The following is a 19,443-nucleotide window of genomic DNA, read 5'->3' on the forward strand; positions in this document are numbered from 1 at the left end:
CCTCTGCGAAGTCGGCAAAATCGACGCAGCTCTCGCAGCCGCAGATCGAAGCCGTCAACGCGATCACCAGGAGGTCCAGAAGCTCATGGCGTCTCGCGTTACCCGTGCGCGGGTCGGGCACTTGGCGCAGGATGGTGATCAGAGATGGCATCGGTTCCTCCTTGGAACCGAATAAAGAATCCATCTTTGACCATTCCGCTACCCGGGATTTTCAAATGCGATTCCCCTGCCGGGGCGATGCCGCACTGCGGTGCCGCTCACCGCCGCGCATAGGCATCGAAGGCATAGGGGCCGGAGGTGCTGTTGTCGATCATCTCGGGCACATGGGGCGGGATTTCGGGATGGCCGGGGTCGAACAGGCCGCAGGCCCTGAGCGCGCCGGTCAGCGACAGCCGCGCCGGAATCCGCTCCAGATAGACCCGGACGGAACAGGGCATATGCGCCTGATCGGCCGAGACCCCCAGCTTCACCCCATGCAACCGGGTCCAGCGGAGCGCGTAATCCGGGTAAAGCACCGTCTGGGTCAGCTCGATCCCGGCGCCGTATTCATAATCGGACATGAACACCCGGTCCCCCGCGACCAGCGCCGCCCCCTGATAGCGGTAATGCCGCCTTCCGGGCCGGTCGTGCGGCCCCATGCGTTCCAGACGCCGGTAGAAGGTCCGTCCGTCCTCGACCGAGAACACGATCAACCCGCGGATGACCTTCCCCTTCTGCGACATGGAATAGTAATATTCAAAGAACATGCCGGTCAGATTGCGCACCCGGGCATCGCCCAGCGCCATCACCCGGTCGAAATGCTGGCGCAGCCGACGGTTGGTGGTGCCCTCGTCCAGACCGCGCACCCGGACGATCTCGGCGAAATCGCGCGGCGGCAGCATCATCTCGTAGGGCTCGACGCCGAAATAGTCACAGATCTTGCGCAGCAAGGCCGGCCGCGGCGTGGAACTGCCGGCCAGATAGCGGTTGAGCTGGCTGCGGTTGATGCCGAGATCCCGTCCGACCTGAGAGATCGACGGCCGGTACGAGCAGAGCAGGCGAAGATTCTCGGCAATCTCGGTCATTTGCGCTCTTCGGTGCCGTAACAGCATAAATCTGCACCAGATTGAGCACCGAGTGCCGCATTGTCAAGCCGTGCCCCCGCCGACACCATTCCATGGCAGCTTCTGCGTCTTCGGACCATGCCTTCGGACCAGGCCTTTGGGCCATCTTCGCGGGAAAGACCCCCACGCCATGACACCGCGCCCCCATGCCTCCCGGGCCTATACGCTCGGCATCATCACCGGTTCGGGTCCCGAAGCCGGGCTCGACCTCTGGGCCAAGATCCTGCGCCATACCCAGGCCCTGATGGGGCCCGGCTTCCGCGGAGATCTGGACGCGCCGCGCCTGGTGGCGGTGTCGGAACCGGCCCTCGGCCTGTCGATGGATCTGAAGGCGAACGAGGCGGCGGTCTGGGCGGCGATGGAGCGGACGGTGCGCGAAATCGCCCCAAGGGTCGATGCCTTCGCCATCGCCTGCAACACGCTGAACTGGTATGCCCCCCGCATCGACGCGCTGCTGGCCGGCATGCCGGGCGCCGGGCAGCTGGTCTCGTTCCAGGGCGTGCTGCACGACGAAATCCGGCAGAGCGGTGCCGGCCGGGTCGGGCTGCTGGGTGCGGCCCCGGTCGTGGCGCTGGACGACCACTCCGCCTATGCTGGCCTGGCGGCCCATGTCGCGATCGAGACCCCGGCCGATCCCGACCGGCTGCAGACGCTCATCCACGACGTGAAGCGGCTGGGCGGCGCCCATCCGTCGCTTAGCCCGCGGCTTGAGGAGATCATCATGCAGATGGAGGCCGATACCATCCTGCTCGCCTGCACCGAACTGCCGCTGATCGCGCAGCCCGTCGCCGGGCGGCGGCTGATCGACGTGACCGATGCCGTCGCCGCCCGTCTGGCGGCGCTGGCGCTGGGTCATGCCGGCATGAAGGCGGCCTGATGCGCCTGCTGCTCATCCACACCGGCGGCACCATCGGCATGGGCGACACGCCCCACGGCCTCGGCCCCGTCGACGGGCTGGTCGAAGCCGCGGTCGAGGCGCGCCTGCCCGGAGGCATCCGGCTGACCACACGGGTCTTCGCGCCGCTGCTCGACAGCGCCGATGTCGGCCCGTCGCACTGGAACCGGATGCTCGACCTGATCGACGACCACCCGGGCACGCCGGTGATCGTCACCCACGGCACCGACACCATGGCCTTCACCGGTGCAGCGCTGTCGCAGGCGCTGGCAGGCCTTGGCCGCCATGTCGTGCTTTGCGGCGCCATGCAGCCGCTCGGCCGCGGCGGCGATGCGGAAGACAATCTCGATCTGGCGATCGATGCCGCCCTCCGCCCCGGCGAGGCGGTGATGCTGGCCTTCGCCGGCCGTCTGATGCCGGCGGAAGGGCTGGTCAAACATGATTCGCAGGGCGCCGACAGCTTCCGCGCCATCCCCCAGCCCCCCGCCTGCCCGCCCCGCCGCCGGCGGTTCGGCGACCGGCGGCTGGCGGTCCTCTCCCTCTCGCCCGGCATGCCGGCCGCCATGCTGCGGGCCTCTCTGGCGGAGCTGGATGGTGCCGTGCTCAGGGTCTTCGGCTCGGGCACGGCGATGGCCGATCCCGAGGTTCTGGCAGCCCTGTCCGCGGCCGTGCAGGCCGGCAAGCGCATCCGCGCGGTCAGCCAGTGCGAACAGGGCGGGCTGATCCCCGGCAGCTATGCCGCCGGCGCCGGCCTCTGGTCCTGCGGGGTGGAAAACGGCGGCACCGAGACCCCGGAAGCCGCCCTGATCCGCCTCTGGCTGGGCTGACCCCGGATACGAAATCGGGGGAGCCTCCCCCCGAAGCTCCCCCGATCCGTCGCCGCACCGGCTCCGCGTCAGCGAAGCCAGGCGGCGATCTCCTCATGACTGCCGAACCCCAGCCGCTGAGCGGTCTCGGCAACCCCTGCCCCGTCTGCCAGCGCCGTCTTCGCCACCCGGGCGGCCCGTGTATAGCCGATATGGGGGACGAGCATCGTGGCCAGCACCAGCGAGTTCTCCAATGCCCCCTCGCATTGGGCGACATTCGCCTCGATGCCGGCGACGCAGCGCGTGGCCAGCGTGTCCATGGCCCTGATCAGCATGCGCATGGACTGAAGCAGGTTGAGGATGATGACCGGCTCGAAGGCGTTGAGCTGCAACTGCCCCGCCTCTGCGGCCATGGTGACGGTCAGGTCGTTGCCGATCACCTGAAAGGCGACCTGATTGACGACTTCGGGGATCACCGGGTTGACCTTGCCCGGCATGATCGAACTGCCCGCCTGCATCGCCGGCAGCCGGATCTCGTTGAAGCCGGATCGCGGCCCCGAGGACAGCAGGCGCAGGTCGTTGCAGATCTTGGACAGCTTGACCGCGATCCGCTTGAGCACGCCCGAGAAGGTGACATAGGCGCCGGTGTCGGACGACGCCTCGACCAGATCGCCGGCGAGCGTCACCTTCAGCCCCGAGACCAGGGCCAGTTCGGCGACCGCGCGTTCGGCATAGCCCTCGGGCGTGTTGACCCGGGTGCCGATGGCGGTGCCGCCCAGATTGACCTCCAGCAGCAGTTCCGACAGCCGGGCGATGATCGCGATGTCCTCGCGGATCGTGGCGGCGAAGCCGGCGAATTCCTGGCCCAGCGTCATCGGCACGGCATCCTGAAGCTGGGTGCGGCCGATCTTGCGGATATGGGCAAAGGCCGCCGCGCGATCGTCGAAGGCGGCACAGAGCCGCAGCTGGGCGTCGCGGAAGGCGGCGCACTGGTCGACGATCGCCAGCCTCAGCGCCGTCGGATAGACGTCGTTGGTCGACTGCGAGCGGTTGACGTCGTCATTCGGATGCAGATGGTCGTAATCGCCGGGCCGATGTCCCATGCGGATCAGGCCCAGATTGGCGATCACCTCGTTGACGTTCATATTGGTCGAGGTGCCGGCACCGCCCTGGATCATGTCGACCCGGAAATGCTCCAGATGGCGGCCCTCGATGATTTCGGCCGCGACCGCCACGATCACGTCGTGCTTTTCGGGCGCAAGCACGCCCAGCGCCAGATTGGCGCGGGCCGCCGCCATCTTCACCCAGGCCAGCGCCCGGACGAATTCGGGAAACAGCGACAGCGGGATGCCGGTGATCGGGAAATTGGCGATCGCCCGGGCGGTGTGGATGCCCCAGAGGCAATCCTCGGGCAGAGGCATGCGGCCAAGGCCGTCCTCTTCGATGCGCATGGTGTGGTGCATCGGTCTGATCCAGGCTGTGATGTGCGGGGGTGGGACCGGAGCCGTCCGGAAAGAACGGCCCCGGCAGTCGGGTCCGGGTTACTTCCAGACCGTCGGATCCCAGGCCTTGCGATCGATGTCGAGATCGGGGAAGCGCGCGGGATCGAGCACCGGGCGGGCGACGCCGGCCTTCAGCTGGGTGCGGTAGTCGTCGATCACCCGCATCGCCACGGGGAAGAGCATGATGATCGCGATCAGATTGACCAGGGCGAGCAGGCCCATCATCGGGTCCGAGAAGAAGAACACCGAGGTGGCCTGCGGGGCGGCGGCGCCCAGGAAGACCATCGCCAGGATGGCGAGGCGCAGCGCCAGAACGGCCGGCTTCGACCGGGTCATCACCGCCAGGCCGTTTTCGCCCAGATAGTAGTTGTAGATGATCGACGAGAAGGCGAAGAGCAGGATGGCGAGCGTCAGCAGATAGCGCGCGGCATCGCCCAGATGGCTGGCCAGCGACTGCTGGGTCAGCGCCACGCCGTCGATGCCCTGGGCACCCGGAACATAGACGTCGCCCAAAAGGATGATCAGCGCCGTGCAGGTGCAGATCAGCATGGTGTCGATGAAGACCGACAGCGACTGGGTGATGCCCTGGCTGACCGGATGGCGGACCAGCGCGGTGGCCGCCACGTTCGGCGCCGAGCCCAGGCCGGCTTCGTTGGAGAACAGGCCCCGGCGCAGGCCCTGGGCGATGGCCGCCCCCATGCCGCCGGCAACCGCCTGATCGAAGCCGAAGGCCGAGCGGACGATGCGCACCAGCATGTCGGGCACATCGGCGATGTTGAGGCCGATGACCAGAATGGCGACCGCGATATAGCCGAGCGCCATGACCGGCACCACCACATCCGCCGCCCGGGCGATGCGCTTGATGCCGCCGAAGATGACCAGCGCGGTGACGGCGACGATCACGATGCCCGACCACAGGCGGTCGATGCCGAAGCTGTCATGCAGGGCGCCGGCCATGGTGTTGCCCTGGAAGGCATTGAAGCCGAAGCCGAACGAGGCCATCAGGCAGATGCCGTAGACGATGGCCAGCCAGTTGTAGCGCCCGCCGAGACCGCGGCGGATGTAATAGGCCGGCCCGCCCCGGAACCCGCCCTCGCCGTCGCGGGTTTTGTAGAGCTGGGCGAGCGTGCATTCGATCAGGCTGGTCGCCATGCCGCAGAGCGCGATCGCCCACATCCAGAACACCGCACCCGGGCCGCCGAGCGTGATGGCGACCGCGACACCGGCGATGTTGCCGCCGCCGACACGCCCGCCCACCGAGACCAGCAGCGCCTCCCGCGCCGAGATCGCGTTCGGATCGGCATTGTTGGCGCCGCGCCCCAGCACGCGGAACATCCGCCGGAAAAACACGAACTGCACGAAGCCCGACATGATCGTCAGGAACACGCCGAACACGACCAGGATCGGGATCAGCGCCCATCCCCAGGTCAGATTGTCGATCGCTCCGAAGAACGCCGTCAGAAACTCCATCGTCTCCCTCCTGCCCCACGGCCGTAATCCGGCCCGTTATGGATGAGCGTCATGGTAGAGAGACCCCGCACGCCGCAGGATTCCGCTGTTGGCTGCAACCTGATGCAGTTTGGTGCTGTTCACGCGCCAGGGTGAACCAGGCATGCCAGGGCGCCCCGCGGGCGGCCCCTGCCGGGCCCAGATGCGGCGATCCCTGGCCCGCAACGGGAAGGCGCTGCGGAAATAGGCGGTTGACGGAGAGATGACACCCCGCCATCTTTGCGCCGCACGGCACTCGTTAAAGGTGGTTGACGCGGTCGCTGAGGCGTGCAATTGCCCGCGCGCACCGCAGGCCCGCTTTGCCCGTGGCGCTCCCTGTCGGCCCTGCGCCGGCCGCTGCCCCTCTTCGAACGCTTGCGTGAAGGCCCATGACCGCTCAGACGACCGATGCCACCGCGACCACCGCGCCCACGCCGCGTGACATGGCGAATGCCGTGCGCGCCCTTGCCATGGACGCCGTCGAGCGCGCGAATTCCGGCCATCCGGGCATGCCGATGGGCATGGCCGACGCGGCCACCGTGCTGTTCACCCGTTTCCTGAAGTTCGATCCCAAGGCCCCGAAATGGGCCGATCGCGACCGCTTCGTGCTCTCGGCCGGCCACGGCTCGATGCTGCTTTATGCCCTGCTGCATCTGACCGGCTACGAGGACATGACGCTGGACGAGGTGAAGAACTTCCGCCAGCTGGGCGCACGCACCGCCGGCCATCCCGAATACGGCCATGCCTCGGGCATCGAGACCACCACCGGTCCGCTGGGTCAGGGCATCGCCAACGCGGTCGGCATGGCGCTTGCCGAGCGTCTGCTCGCCGCCCGCTTCGGCGGGTCGGTGGTCGACCACTACACCTATGTCATCGCCGGTGACGGCTGCCTGATGGAGGGCATCAGCCAGGAGGCGATCTCGCTCGCCGGCCATCTGAAGCTCTCGAAGCTGATCGTGCTCTGGGACGACAACGGCATCTCGATCGACGGCCCGGTGTCGCTGTCCAGTTCGGAAGACCAGCGGGCGCGCTTCGAGGCCGCCGGCTGGGCGACCGATGCGGTCGACGGCCATGATGCCGAGGCGGTTGCCGCAGCACTCGACCGGGCGCGCAGCTCCGACAAGCCGGTGATGATCGCCTGCCGTACCGTCATCGGCTATGGCGCGCCGAAGAAGGCCGGCACCTCGGGCGTGCATGGCGCGGCGCTGGGCGCCGAAGAGATCGCCGGCACCCGCGAGGCGCTGGCCTGGCCGCATGCCCCCTTCGAGATCCCGGCCGATATCCGTACCGCCTGGGCCCATGCCGGCGCCCGCGGTGCCGCCGAACGCGCGGCCTGGGAACAGCGCCTGGGCGCGCTGGACGCCGGGACGCAGGCGGAATTCACCCGCGCCATGGCGGGCGAGCTGCCGGCGGGCTGGAAGCAGGCGCTCGACGACTACATCGCCGGCCTGATCGCCTCGCCCAAGACCGTCGCCACCCGCAAGGCATCGGAAATGGCGCTGGAAGTGCTGGTGCCGGCCATCCCCGAACTGATCGGCGGTTCGGCCGACCTCACCGGATCGAACAACACCCGCACCAAGGGCATGAAGCCGGTGGCGCCGGGTGAATTCGACGGCCGCTATGTCTTCTGGGGCATCCGCGAGCACGGCATGGCCGCGGCCATGAACGGCATGGCGCTGCATGGCGGCGTCATCCCCTATGGCGGAACCTTCCTGGTCTTCACCGATTATTGCCGGCCGTCGATCCGTCTGTCGGCGCTGATGGAGCAGCGGGTCATCTATGTCATGACCCACGACTCGATCGGCCTGGGCGAGGACGGCCCGACCCATCAGCCGGTCGAGCATCTGATGAGCCTGCGCATGATGCCGAATGTGGCGGTCATGCGTCCGGCCGACGTGGTCGAGACGGCGGAATGCTGGGCGGCGGCGCTGGAGCGGACCAACGGCCCCTCGGTGCTGGCGCTCAGCCGCCAGAACCTGAAGCAGCTGCGCCTCGAGGCGTCGGCCGGGAACCTTTCGGCCAAGGGCGCCTATATCCTGCGCGAGGCCTCGGCCGCCCCTGAGGCCGTGCTGCTCGCCACCGGTTCGGAAGTCGAGATCGCAGTCGCCGCGGCCGAGGCGCTGGAAGCCAAAGGCGTGCCGACCCGCGTGGTTTCGATGCCCTGCTGGGAGCTGTTCGCAGCCCAGCCGGCCGATTATCAGGCCCAGGTGCTGGGCGGCGATGTCGTCCGCATCGCGATCGAGGCCGGCATCGGCTTCGGCTGGGAACGCTGGACCGGCCCCAAGGGCGCCGTGATCGGCATGACCGGCTTCGGCGCCAGCGCGCCGGCGCCCGAACTCTACCGTCACTTCGGCATCACCGCCGAGGCCGTGGTCGACGCCGCACTCGCGCGCGTCTGACCGGGGATCCGGTCCCGGCCTCCCCCGTTCGGGGGCTGGCCGATCCGGGATGCCGCAGCGACCGTAACAACCCCCCAGGGGCGCCGCCAAGGCGGTCGGCGCCCCCACGTCGAAGACAGTTCGGAGGAAGGCATGACCATTCGGGTGGCGATCAACGGCTTCGGCCGCATCGGCCGTGGCGTTCTGCGTGCGATCGTCGAGTCGGGCCGGACCGACATCCAGGTCGTCGGGATCAACGATCTCGCGCCTGCCGAGACCAACGCCCATCTGTTCAAGTACGATTCGGTCCATGGCCGTTTCAACGGCGAGGTCAAGGTCGAGGGCGACACCATCGACGTCGGCACCGGCCCGATCAAGGTGACCTCGGAACGCGACCCGGCCAAGCTGCCCTGGGGCGAGCTGAAGGTCGACGTGGCGCTGGAGTGCACCGGCATCTTCACCAAGCGTGATGCCGCCGCCAAGCACCTGGAAGCCGGCGCCCGCAAGGTGCTGGTCTCGGCCCCGGCCGACAATGCCGATTACACCGTGGTGTTCGGCGTGAACGAGGCCGGCCTGACGCCTGAGCACACCGTGGTGTCGAACGCGTCCTGCACCACCAACTGCCTGGCCCCGGTCGCCAAGGTGCTGAACGACACCATCGGCATCGAGCATGGCTACATGACCACGGTCCACGCCTATACCGGCGACCAGCCGGTTCTGGACGTGGCCCACAAGGATCTGCGCCGCGCCCGTGCCGCCGCGCAGTCGATCATCCCGACCTCGACCGGTGCCGCCCGGGCGGTCGGCCTGGTGCTGCCCGAACTGAAGGGCAAGCTGGACGGCGTCGCCGTGCGCGTGCCGACCCCGAACGTGTCGATGATCGACCTGACCGTCGTCGCCAAGCGCGGCACCACGGTCGACGAGGTCAATGCCGCGATGCGCGCCGCCGCCGAGGGCCCGATGAAGGGCGTTCTGGGCGTGGTCAGCGAGCCGCTGGTGTCGATCGACTTCAACCACGACCCGCATTCGTCGAGCTTCGACACCACCCAGACCGCGGTGATCGATGGCACGCTGGTGCGTGTTCTGTCGTGGTATGACAACGAGTGGGGCTTCTCGAACCGCATGGCCGACACGGCCGTGGCGCTCGGCAAGCTCTGATCTTGTCCGATGCGGGCCCCGCGCAGCGATGCGCGGGGCCCGTTTCTTTAGATCGTCGTCAGATCGCCTCTCAGACGGCCCTTCCCTCGCGAGAACGGAACGCTCCCCCATGCCCGCCAGCTTCAAGACCCTCGACCAGATCGACGTCGCCGGCAAGGTCGTCCTTGTCCGCCTGGACCTGAACGTGCCGATGAAGGACGGTGTCGTCACCGACGCGACCCGCATCGAGCGCCAGGCCCCGACGGTGCGCGCGCTGGCCGAACGCGGCGCCCGGGTGGTCGTGCTCTCGCATTTCGACCGGCCCAAGGGCAAGGTCGTGCCGTCGATGTCGCTGAAGCCGGTGGCGGCCCCGCTCGCCGCCGCGATCGGCCGTCCGGTCGCCTTCGCCGAGGATTGCATCGGCGACGCCGCCGCCGCCGTGGTCAGCAAGCTTGGCGACGGCGAGGTGGCGCTGCTTGAAAACCTGCGCTTCCATGCCGGGGAAGAGAAGAACGAGGCCGGTTTCGCCGATGCGCTGGCGAGCCTGGGCCAGGTCTTCATCTCCGACGCCTTCTCCTGCGCCCATCGCGCCCATGCCTCGACCGTGGGTCTGGCCGAGCGTCTGCCCACCGCCGCCGGCCTGTCGATGCAGGCGGAGCTTGAGGCCCTGGGGGCGGCGCTTGCCGAGCCGCAGCGCCCGGTGGCCGCGATCGTCGGCGGCGCCAAGGTCTCGACCAAGATCGATCTGCTCAACAATCTGGTCGCGCGGGTCGATGCGGTGATCATCGGCGGCGGCATGGCCAACACCTTCCTGCATGCCCAGGGCATCGCGGTCGGCAAGTCGCTCTGCGAGGCCGATCTGGCCGAGACCGCGCGCGGCATTCTGGCCAAGGCCGAGGCTGCCGGCTGCAAGGTCGTGCTGCCGGTGGATGCCGTGGTGGCGCGTGAGTTCAAGGCCGGGGCCGACAACCGCACCGTCGACGTGGCCGAGGTGGCGGCCGACGAGATGATCCTGGATGTGGGGCCCAGGACCGTCGCCGAGGTCGAAGCCTGCCTCGCCGGCTCGAAGACCCTGCTCTGGAACGGCCCCTTCGGCGCCTTCGAGATCCAGCCCTTCGATGCCGCGACGGTGGCGGTTGCGAAGGCGGTCGAAAAGCTGACCGGCGCCGGCACGCTCGCCTCGATCGCAGGCGGCGGCGACACGGTCGCGGCGCTCGCCCATGCCGGGGTGGTCGACGCGCTCACCTATGTCTCCACTGCCGGCGGCGCCTTCCTCGAATATTGCGAGGGCAAGGAACTGCCCGGCGTGGCAGCGCTTTCCCGTTGACCGATGACGGCCGGTGCAGGCGGGGATGATCGCGTGGCGGCGGTGGCGGCGCTCGCCGACATCACCGCCCTCGCCGATGCGATCAGGGACGGGCGACGGGCGGCGCCCGCCGCGGTGACCACCCCGCCCGGCCTGATGGCCGCAGGCGGGATCGGCTGGATCCGGGAACTGGCCGCGGCGCTGACCGCGCGCCCTGAAACCGCCGGTTGCCGGCTGGTGGTCGACTGCGGCAGCGATGCCGCACGCGCCCATATGCTGGCGGCCTCGGGGCTGGCCGATCCGGTGATCGAGACCTCACCGGCGGTGTTCATGACGCTCTGCGCCGCCGCCGCCCCCGAAACCAGGGTACGAACGCCCCAAGACCCCCTCTGAGGCGCCCTGTCGGGGCCGCTGACACGAAGTTGTCGCGCCCCCCACCGTGGTCGGGTGATTGCAAATCACGCACGTCTCGGTTACAAGGCGCATCGGACGGGCATCCCCCGCGGCCGGCACTGCTTTTCAGCGCCGGACCAGGAGTTTACAGCAAAGGTGGCCGCCTCTGGCGCCGCCGGCGCATCAGCCAGGGAACGACGACCGGATGAAGATCACTCAGCGCGTGAAGCGGATCCTCGCCAATTACGAAGGCGAGAACCCGGGTGTGAAGGCGAACCTCGCCCGCATCCTGATGGAAGGCCGTCTGGGCGGCACCGGCCGTCTGGTCATTCTGCCGGTCGACCAGGGCTTCGAGCACGGTCCCGCGCGCAGCTTCGCCCCGAACCCGCCGGCCTATGACCCGCACTACCACTATCAGCTGGCGATCGATGCCGGCCTGTCGGCCTATGCCGCGCCGCTCGGCATGCTGGAAGCCGGTGCCGACACCTTTGCCGGCGCGATCCCGACCATCCTGAAGGTCAACAGCTCCAACAGCCTGGCGACCGAGAAGGACCAGGCCGTGACCGCGACCGTCGACGACGCCCTGCGTCTCGGCTGCGCAGCCATCGGCTTCACCATCTATCCGGGCTCGGAATACCAGTTCGAGATGATCGAGGAGCTGCGCGAGCTGACCCTCGAGGCGAAGTCGAAGGGCGTCGCCGTGGTCGTCTGGTCGTATCCGCGCGGCGGCATGCTGTCGAAGAAGGGCGAGACCGCCCTCGACGTCTGCGCCTACGCCGCCCATCATGCGGCCCTGCTCGGCGCGAACATCATCAAGGTGAAGCCGCCGACCGCCGATCTGGAGCAGGACGAGGCCAAGAAGGTCTACGAGAAGTTCGACATCGCCCGCTCGACGCTGGCGGAGCGCATCTCGCACGTCATGCAGGCCTCGTTCGCCGGCCGCCGCATCGTGGTGTTCTCGGGCGGCAACGCCAAGGGCACCGACGAGCTGATGGACGAGATCCGGCAGCTGCGCGACGGTGGTGCCAACGGCTCGATCATCGGCCGCAACACCTTCCAGCGCCCGCGTGAGGAGGCCCTCGCCCTGCTTGACCAGATCATCAAGATCTATCAGGGCAAGGCGTGAGCGCGTCCCGCGATTGCCGCCTCTATCTGCTGACGCCGCCGGCCTTCGTGCCGGCGGCGTTCGCGGATACGCTTGCCCGCGCGCTCGACGGCGGTGACGTCGCCTGCCTGCAGATCCGTCTGAAGGATGCGGCTGACGACGACGTCCGGCGCGCGGTAGAGCGGCTGCTGCCGGTGGCCCAGCCGCGCGGTGTCGCCGTGCTGGTCAACGACCGCCCCGACATCGCCGCCGAAATGGGGGCCGACGGCGCCCATATCGGCCAGGACGACATGGATCAGGCCAAGGCCCGCAAGATCCTGGGGCCCAACGCCATCCTGGGTGTTTCCGCCTATGCCTCGCGGCACCGCGCCATGGTCGCGGCCGAAGAGGGGGCGGATTACGTCGCCTTCGGCGCCTTCTTCCCCTCCACCACCAAGACGCCGCCGGCGACCGCCGGGCTGGATCTGCTGGACTGGTGGCAGGAGCTGATGGAAGTGCCCTGCGTCGCCATCGGCGGCATCACGGTCGCCAATTGCGCAGCCCTGGTCCGTGCCGGTGCCGATTTCCTGGCGGTCACCGCCGGGGTGTGGAATTACGAAGCCGGCCCCGCCCAGGCGGTCGCCGACTTCAACCGCGAGATTGCGCGGGCCCTCGAAGACGAAGGCCCCGTCCCCGACCGGGGCTGACGGCCCGAGGGTTCCTCTCCGCGGCAGCGGCCGCGCGGACCCGCGGCGTTCCGTCAGCCTCCGAGACCCGGGGCGGCGGCGATTTCACGGGATGGCGGCGCCCCTTATCATCGCCCCTGTTCGACCAGCGCCATCCCGAAGACCCGTCCCGAGCCCCCCGCCCCGGCAGCCTGTCCGGCGGCTGAGCGGGGCCGGAAACGAAGGACCGCAGGCCATGAAGATCAACGGCAACGCCATCCGCCCGGGCATGATCATCGAGCATCAGAACCGGCTCTGGGTCGCCCGCCGCACCATGCACACCCAGCCCGGCAAGGGCGGTGCGTATCTGCAGGTGGAGCTGAAGGACATCCGCACCGGCACCAAGCTGAACGAGCGCTTCCGCGCCTCGGAAGCCGTGGAGCGCGTGCGGCTGGACGAAAAGGAATATCAGTACCTCTACGCCGACGGCGACATGCTGACCCTGATGGATCAGGAGACCTACGAGCAGATCAACGTGCCCCGGGATCTGGCCGGCGACGCCGCGGTCTTCCTGCAGGACGGCATGACCGTCACCGTCTCGTCCTACGAGGAAGAGCCGCTGTCGGTGGAACTGCCTGAGTCAGTCATCCTCGAGGTCACCGAGACCGAGCCGACCGTCAAGGGCCAGACCGCCGCCGCGTCCTACAAGCCGGCCCTGCTGGAGAACGGCGTGCGCATCATGGTGCCGCCGCATATCGAAACCGGCACCCGCGTGGTGGTGATGACCGCCGATCAGACCTATCTGGAGCGCGCGAAGGACTGACCTGCGGCATCCGCAGTTCCGTCCCGCGCCCCGTTCGGGCATGATGCGCCCCCGCAGGCGGTTCCACGCCGGCGGGGGCGCTTCGTCCTTGGACGACGGCGCCCGCGCGGCCCCCTGCCCCGTTCTTTCTGTTCGTCCGACGACCTCGTGCCCGGGAGTTGCCACCGATGGCCATCCGTTCCCCCATCCTCAATGTCATGATCGGTGCCGCCCAGAAGGCCGCCCGCGGCCTGATCCGCGATTTCGGCGAGGTCGAGAACCTCCAGGTGTCCCGCAAGGGCCCGGCCGATTTCGTGTCCAGCGCCGACCTGAAGTCCGAGAAGGTGCTGCGCGCCGAACTCGCCAAGGCCCGCCCCGATTTCGGCTTCCTGATGGAGGAAGGCGGCGAGGTGAAGGGCTCGGGCGACGGCCCGTCGCATCGCTGGATCATCGATCCGCTGGACGGAACCCACAACTTCCTGCACGGCATCCCGCATTTCGCCGTGACCGTGGCGCTGGAGCGCGAGGGCGAGATCATCGCCGGCGTGACCTATGATCCGCTGCGCGACGAGATGTTCTCGGCCGAAAAGGGCTATGGCGCCTTCGTCAACGACCGCCGCATCCGCGTCGCCGCCCGGCGGCAGCTGATCGACTGCGTGGTCGCCACCGGCATTCCGCGCGCCGACAAGCCCAACCACACCGAATACCTGAAGATGCTGGCTGGCATGATGAAGAACACCGGCGGCATCCGCCGCTTCGGCTCGGCGGCGCTGGACCTCGCCTATGTCGCGGCCGGCCGCTTCGATGCCTTCTTCGAGCTGGACCTGCAGCCCTGGGACATGGCGGCCGGCGTGATCCTGGTCCGCGAGGCCGGCGGTTTCGTCAGCGACCTGACCGGCGGCGACGGCATGCTGACCAGCGGCCATATCATCGCCGGCAACACCACCGTCCACGGCCAGACCCACAAAGTGCTGAGCACGATGCTGGCCAAGCGGCCGCGCCGCCCGGGCGAGGCGCCGGCCAAGGCGTAAGGCCGGCGATCCTGCGACGGCGGGGCGCAGTCATACCCGCCGGGCTTGCCGCTGCTTCGGCGGGTGGGCTATGGTTGGACGGGTCGGCGCACCCCGGTGCACCGGCCGGTCCTGCCGTGCGGCCGCATGACGGCCGCAGGCGATCAGCCATCAGGATGCCATGACGCCCGCGTCGACGCCGACATCCACCGCCCGGCAGCGCAACACCCCCCGGCCACATGGCCGGGGCGTTCGTGTCGCGCCCGCCCTCTGCCGCCGCCCCATCCGCCGCACCATGGCCCGCCGCACACTGGTCCGCCGCACACTGGTCGCCGTCATGACCGGTCTGGCCGCCCTGCTGCCGCTGGCGGCCGGAACGGCGACCACCGCGGCGGCCCAGCAGGCCGTATCGCAGGCCCCCCTTTCCATTCCCTTCGAGACCGGCAGCGCCGACATCCCGACCTCCGGGCGGCGCGCGGTCGAAGATTTCGCCCGCGGCCTGCCCGACCGGACGCGCGTGCTGGTCGATGCCTATGCGACCGCCGCCGCCGATGCGCCGCCCCATGCCGCGCGGCGGCTGGCGCTCGACCGGGCGCTGGCGGTGCGCGAGATCCTGTCGGGCGCCGGGATCGGCCCGACGCGTATCGAGTTGAAGGTACACGGCGCCGCCCCCGACGGCCCCGCCGACCGGGTCGATCTCGACATCCGGGGGGCGGGATGAGCGGCGTTGGCCTTCCGGGCCGGCCGCCGCCGTTCCCCCACCACATATTCCCCTGCCCGCAGGTCGGCATCGTCCGGCCGCATGCCAGACACCGATCGAAGAGCAAGGGTTGATCCGCATGGCCCGCCCGACGACCGACACCCTGACCCGCCCCCAGCGCTATCTGGTGCGGATGATCATCTTCCTCGTCCTGGCGCTGGCCGTGGCGGCCCTGCTTGGACAGACCCTGATCGACGCCTTCATGACCAACCCGGTCCTGAATGCGCTGATCATCGGCACCGCGGTGCTGGGCTGCGCCTATACGCTGCGCAATGTCTGGCGGCTGAACGGCGAGGTCGCCTGGCTGGAGGGCTTCCGCCAGAACCGGCCGGGCATGGCGGCGACGCCCACCCCCGATCTGCTGGCGCCGATCGCCGGCATGATGTCGCAGACCCGCGAGGACGCGAAGCTGTCGCCGCTCGCCAGCCGTTCGCTGCTCGACAGCCTGGGCTCGCGGCTGGATGAAAGCCGCGAAATCAGCCGCTACATCATCGGCCTGCTGATCTTCCTGGGCCTGCTCGGCACCTTCTGGGGGCTGATTCAGACCATCACCGCGGTCGCGGCCGTGATCGGCAATCTCTCGGTCGGCACCGGCGATGTCGGGCGGCTGTTCGACGACCTGAAGGCCGGGCTGGAAGCGCCGCTCGCCGGCATGGGCACGGCCTTCTCGTCCTCGCTCTTCGGCCTTGCCAGCTCTCTGGTGCTGGGCTTCCTGGACCTTCAGGCAGGCCAGGCCCAGGGCCGGTTCTTCAACGAAGTCGAGGAATGGTTCTCGCGCCTCACCAAGCTCGGCGGCGGCGCCGGTGCGATCGAGATCGAGGGGGCGCCCGGCGCCGGGGCCTATCTGGCGGCGCTGGTCGAACAGACCGCCGAGAACCTCTCGGATCTGAAGCGCACCCTGCAGCGCTCTGAAGAGGCCCGCCGGCAGGGCGACGAGAACCTGAAGGCCCTGACCGAACGGCTCGCCACCCTCACCGACCAGATGCGCGTCGAACAGACCGTGCTGGTCAAGATGGCCGAACAGCAGAAGGATCTGAAACCCCTGCTTTCCGCCCTGGTGGATGCCCAGAACCGCGATGACGGCTTCGACGAGGCCAGCCGCGCGCATCTGCGCAATGTCGACATCCTGCTCTCGCGGATGGTCGAAGATATTCCCCAGGGCCGGCAGCAGGCGGTGGAGGACATCCGGTCCGAGGTCCGCCTGCTTGCCCGCACCATCGCGGCCCTTGCCGCCGAGGACGACGCCCGGCGCTGAGCCGGACGCCCTCTTCGTCAGCCCCTGCCGGCATCCCACCCGATGCCCCGTCAGCGTTCCAAGGATCGACGCTCATGCGCCGTTATCGCCGCAAACAGGGCGGCAGCGACATCTGGCCCGGCTTCGTCGACGCTTTGTCGTCGCTGCTGCTGGTCATCATCTTCCTGCTCGTGGTTTTCATGCTGGCCCAGTTCTATCTGAGCCAGGCCCTGTCGGGCCGCGAGGAGAAGCTGGACCAGTTGACGCGGCAGCTCAACGAGATCACGGCGCTTCTGAACCTGGAAAAGGCCGGTGCGGATGAATTGCGCACCACGCTCGACCGGGTCTCCAGCGACCTCGAACGTTCCACCGCCGAGCGCGACAGCCTGGCGGCGCGGGTGTCCGAGGCCGACCAGCGGATCACCGCCCTTGAACAGGCGCTGAACGAGGCAGCCCAGACCCAGCAGGCCACCGAGGCCGAGCGGGCGCGGATCGCAACCGCGCTGGAAAGCGCCGAGAGCGACAAACGCAGCCTGAACGACCGGGTGGCGGAGCTGGAAGAACGGCTGCGCATCCTGGACGAGCGGCTGGTGGCGAGCGAGCAGACGGCGGATCAGCGCGCGCTGGCGCTGCAGAGCGCCGGCGACCAGCTGGCCGATGCGAAATCGGCGATCGAGGCCCAGGCCTCCAGCGTCGATGCGGCACTGGATCGCGCCGACCGCCAGAAGCAGCGCGCCGATGCCGCCGAGGCCCGGGTCGCCGACATGGCGGCACAGCTGGAGCGGCTGAACCAGGAACTGGCCCGGCTTTCCGGCCTGCTTGATGAAAGCCGCAAGCGCAGCGAGGAACAGCAGGCGACCATCGCCGATCTGGGCCGGCAGCTGAACCAGGCCCTGGCCGCCAAGGTCGAGGAACTGGCCCGCTACCGGTCGGAATTCTTCGGCCGCCTGCGCGAGGTGCTGGGCGGACGCGACGACATCCAGATCGTCGGCGACCGCTTCGTCTTCCAGTCGGAAGTTCTGTTCGACAGCGGCTCTGCCGACGTCACCGGCCCGGGCCGCGCCCAGCTCGCCCGGCTGGCGGACGCGCTCAACCAGATCGCCGGCGAGATTCCGGAAGACATCAACTGGGTGCTGCAGGTCGACGGCCACACCGACATCCGGCCGATATCCACCCCCGCCTTCGCCTCCAACTGGGAACTGTCGGCGGCGCGGGCGATTTCGGTGGTCAAGTTCCTGATCTCGCAGGGTGTGCCGCCCTGGCGGCTGTCGGCGGCCGGCTATGGCGAGTTCCACCCGATCGATACCGCCGAGACCCAGGAGGCCTATCGCCGCAACCGCCGGATCGAGCTGAAGCTGACCAACAAGTGAGGCGATTCCGCCCGGCGGGACGTTATTCGGCTGGACGGGTTGCCCTGTCCATGGTATGTCGCAGCCTCGAATTTTCCGCGAGGAGGCATCGCCATGAAGCAGGGCATCCATCCGGATTACCACGAGATCACCGTGGTGATGACCGACGGCACCACCTTCCAGACCCGTTCGACCTATGGCAAGCCCGGCGATACGCTGCAGCTTGACGTCGACATCAAGACCCATCCGGTGTGGACCGGCGGCAGCGTCCGCCTGTCCGAGAAGGCCGGCCAGGTCGCGAAGTTCAAGAAGCGTTTCGCGAACTTCGGCATCTGAACGACCGCCGGGCGGCCAGCGCCGCCCTCCGGAGCGTCCTCGCTGAAACCCGGCATTCGTCCCCGTCCAGGGGCTCGGATGCCGGGTTTCCGCGTTGAGGGGGCAGGTTCAGGTGCGACCCGGCATGAGGTGGCTGCCCCCCTCTTGAACGGGCTTCGGGCCTTCTTACATCATGGTCGTGCCGGGGCCGAAGCGTCGGACCGGCACCGACCGACCACCACCTGTGCGGCCCCGAAGCGGGCGCATGAACGGATGCAGCGGCGTCGGTCGATCCACACATTGCTCGTCTATCGGAGGATGTGACCCATGGCTGGTCTCCTGCAGTTTGCTCCCGCGTTCCGTGCCACCCGCGGCTTCGATCCCTTCCGCGCGCCGCTGTTCGATCTGGTCGACCGTCTGGCCGACGGCCGCACCGACGGCGTGAACATCGCCCGCACCGGTGAAGACACCTTCCGCATCGAACTCGCCGTCCCGGGCTTTGCCGAGAACGAGATCGAAATCACCGTCGACAACCGCGTGCTCACTGTGAAGGGCACCAAGCTGGCCGAGGCGGCTGAAGAGGGCGTCACCTATCTGAGCCGCGGCTTTGCGCCCGCCTCGTTCGAGCGCCGCTTCACCCTGGCCGAGCATGTCGAGGTGGCCGCGGCCGATCTCGCCGCCGGCGTGCTCACCGTGTCGCTGATCCGCAAGCTCCCCGAGGAGCGTCAGCCGAAGCGCATCGCCATCGGTGCCGCCGGTAACGCGTGAGCCTCGATAGGGCCTGAACAACGGCAAGGCCCAGGCGTCGGGGCATAACGCCCCGCCCCTCTGACACCGACACATCAAAAGGCGGGAGCCGCGCCCAACGGCCCCCGCCCTCGCCTGCCAGAAAGCCCCCGCCACCGGCGGGGGTTTTTTGCGTTCAGGCTTCGGCGTCTGTCGATCGGGCGGCAGCTCAAGATCCACGGATCTCGTGAAGGATGTCACCAAGCGATTGATCGGACGTTCCGCTCTCCTCGCCCTCGATCAGGGCCGCCACAAGGGCATCCCGGCTGCGCTCGGTGTCGCGATCGCGTGCGATCAGATCAGCGATGTAGCTGTCGACATCACCAAACCGCCCGCGGCCAAGCTGCTCGCGGACCCAGTCTTCTGCCGCATCGGGCAGGCGCACCTTCAGGACAGCCATGTGTCGGATCCCCGGACGTGAAGCAGGAGC

Annotated in this window: 20 protein-coding genes; 15 read left to right on the top strand and 5 right to left on the bottom strand. The window is 68.7% G+C overall.

What is annotated here, in order from left to right:
- Window positions 1-151: transposase family protein (locus tag WI697_RS21375; protein ID WP_345959914.1), on the bottom strand; the 151-nt coding region annotated here is incomplete at its 3' end.
- A 106-nt stretch (window positions 152-257) separates the two neighbouring features.
- Complete coding sequence (locus WI697_RS21380; RefSeq protein ID WP_062766752.1) at window positions 258-1,064, bottom strand: helix-turn-helix domain-containing protein; 807 nt, start codon at window positions 1,062-1,064, stop codon at window positions 258-260.
- Window positions 1,065-1,233: 169 nt separating this feature from the next.
- On the opposite strand from WI697_RS21380, the gene WI697_RS21385 reads away from it, so the two are divergent.
- Together WI697_RS21385 and WI697_RS21390 are read left to right on the top strand one after the other, a co-directional pair.
- Entirely contained in the window at window positions 1,234-1,980 is a 747-nt protein-coding gene (locus WI697_RS21385; protein ID WP_345959858.1) for an aspartate/glutamate racemase family protein, read from the top strand.
- Window positions 1,980-2,825, top strand: coding sequence for an asparaginase (locus tag WI697_RS21390; protein ID WP_345959859.1), 846 nt, complete (start codon window positions 1,980-1,982; stop codon window positions 2,823-2,825). Before WI697_RS21385 ends, WI697_RS21390 begins: the two co-directional genes overlap by 1 nt.
- 68 nt (window positions 2,826-2,893) lie before the next feature.
- On the opposite strand, the gene WI697_RS21395 is transcribed toward WI697_RS21390, so the two are convergent.
- On the bottom strand, window positions 2,894-4,267 hold the full coding sequence (locus tag WI697_RS21395) for an aspartate ammonia-lyase (RefSeq protein ID WP_062766743.1): 1,374 nt from the start codon (window positions 4,265-4,267) through the stop codon (window positions 2,894-2,896).
- A gap of 78 nt (window positions 4,268-4,345) precedes the next feature.
- Window positions 4,346-5,776, bottom strand: coding sequence for an alanine/glycine:cation symporter family protein (locus WI697_RS21400; protein WP_345959860.1), 1,431 nt, complete (start codon window positions 5,774-5,776; stop codon window positions 4,346-4,348).
- A gap of 407 nt (window positions 5,777-6,183) precedes the next feature.
- On the opposite strand from WI697_RS21400, the gene tkt reads away from it, so the two are divergent.
- From tkt to WI697_RS21465, 13 genes are all read left to right on the top strand, one after another.
- The gene (tkt, locus tag WI697_RS21405; RefSeq protein ID WP_345959861.1) at window positions 6,184-8,193 is read left to right on the top strand and encodes a transketolase; all 2,010 of its coding nucleotides are present in this window, start codon (window positions 6,184-6,186) and stop codon (window positions 8,191-8,193) included.
- 132 nt (window positions 8,194-8,325) lie between these two features.
- The gene (gene gap / locus WI697_RS21410; protein ID WP_062766737.1) at window positions 8,326-9,330 is read left to right on the top strand and encodes a type I glyceraldehyde-3-phosphate dehydrogenase; all 1,005 of its coding nucleotides are present in this window, start codon (window positions 8,326-8,328) and stop codon (window positions 9,328-9,330) included.
- Between the two features lie 109 nt (window positions 9,331-9,439).
- Complete coding sequence (locus tag WI697_RS21415) at window positions 9,440-10,636, top strand: phosphoglycerate kinase (protein WP_345959862.1); 1,197 nt, start codon at window positions 9,440-9,442, stop codon at window positions 10,634-10,636.
- A 3-nt stretch (window positions 10,637-10,639) separates the two neighbouring features.
- The gene (locus WI697_RS21420) at window positions 10,640-11,008 is read left to right on the top strand and encodes a hypothetical protein (protein ID WP_345959863.1); all 369 of its coding nucleotides are present in this window, start codon (window positions 10,640-10,642) and stop codon (window positions 11,006-11,008) included.
- Window positions 11,009-11,213: 205 nt separating this feature from the next.
- On the top strand, window positions 11,214-12,134 hold the full coding sequence (locus WI697_RS21425) for a class I fructose-bisphosphate aldolase (RefSeq protein ID WP_014744399.1): 921 nt from the start codon (window positions 11,214-11,216) through the stop codon (window positions 12,132-12,134).
- Entirely contained in the window at window positions 12,131-12,799 is a 669-nt protein-coding gene (gene thiE / locus WI697_RS21430; RefSeq protein WP_062766729.1) for a thiamine phosphate synthase, read from the top strand. Before WI697_RS21425 ends, thiE begins: the two co-directional genes overlap by 4 nt.
- A 214-nt stretch (window positions 12,800-13,013) precedes the next feature.
- Window positions 13,014-13,580, top strand: coding sequence for an elongation factor P (gene efp, locus WI697_RS21435; protein WP_014744397.1), 567 nt, complete (start codon window positions 13,014-13,016; stop codon window positions 13,578-13,580).
- Between the two features lie 167 nt (window positions 13,581-13,747).
- On the top strand, window positions 13,748-14,590 hold the full coding sequence (locus WI697_RS21440) for an inositol monophosphatase family protein (protein WP_345959864.1): 843 nt from the start codon (window positions 13,748-13,750) through the stop codon (window positions 14,588-14,590).
- Between the two features lie 160 nt (window positions 14,591-14,750).
- Window positions 14,751-15,290, top strand: coding sequence for an OmpA family protein (locus WI697_RS21445; protein ID WP_345959865.1), 540 nt, complete (start codon window positions 14,751-14,753; stop codon window positions 15,288-15,290).
- 118 nt (window positions 15,291-15,408) lie between these two features.
- Window positions 15,409-16,584, top strand: a complete 1,176-nt coding sequence (locus tag WI697_RS21450) for a hypothetical protein (protein ID WP_062766757.1) — start codon at window positions 15,409-15,411, stop codon at window positions 16,582-16,584.
- Between the two features lie 74 nt (window positions 16,585-16,658).
- Window positions 16,659-17,933 (top strand): peptidoglycan -binding protein, encoded by a 1,275-nt coding sequence (locus WI697_RS21455; protein WP_062766719.1) that lies wholly within the window; start codon window positions 16,659-16,661, stop codon window positions 17,931-17,933.
- Window positions 17,934-18,026: 93 nt separating this feature from the next.
- Entirely contained in the window at window positions 18,027-18,248 is a 222-nt protein-coding gene (gene rpmE, locus WI697_RS21460; protein WP_062766717.1) for a 50S ribosomal protein L31, read from the top strand.
- A 306-nt stretch (window positions 18,249-18,554) separates the two neighbouring features.
- Window positions 18,555-18,995: an Hsp20 family protein gene (locus WI697_RS21465; RefSeq protein ID WP_345959866.1), complete on the top strand. Its 441-nt coding sequence runs from the start codon at window positions 18,555-18,557 to the stop codon at window positions 18,993-18,995.
- Window positions 18,996-19,182: 187 nt separating this feature from the next.
- On the opposite strand, the gene WI697_RS21470 is transcribed toward WI697_RS21465, so the two are convergent.
- A complete protein-coding gene (locus tag WI697_RS21470; protein WP_014744389.1) occupies window positions 19,183-19,413 on the bottom strand; it encodes a ribbon-helix-helix domain-containing protein in 231 nt (76 codons plus the stop codon).
- Between the last annotated feature and the right edge of the window lie 30 nt (window positions 19,414-19,443).

Source organism: Tistrella mobilis (genome assembly GCF_039634785.1).
Classification (GTDB): Bacteria; Pseudomonadota; Alphaproteobacteria; order Tistrellales; family Tistrellaceae; genus Tistrella; species Tistrella mobilis.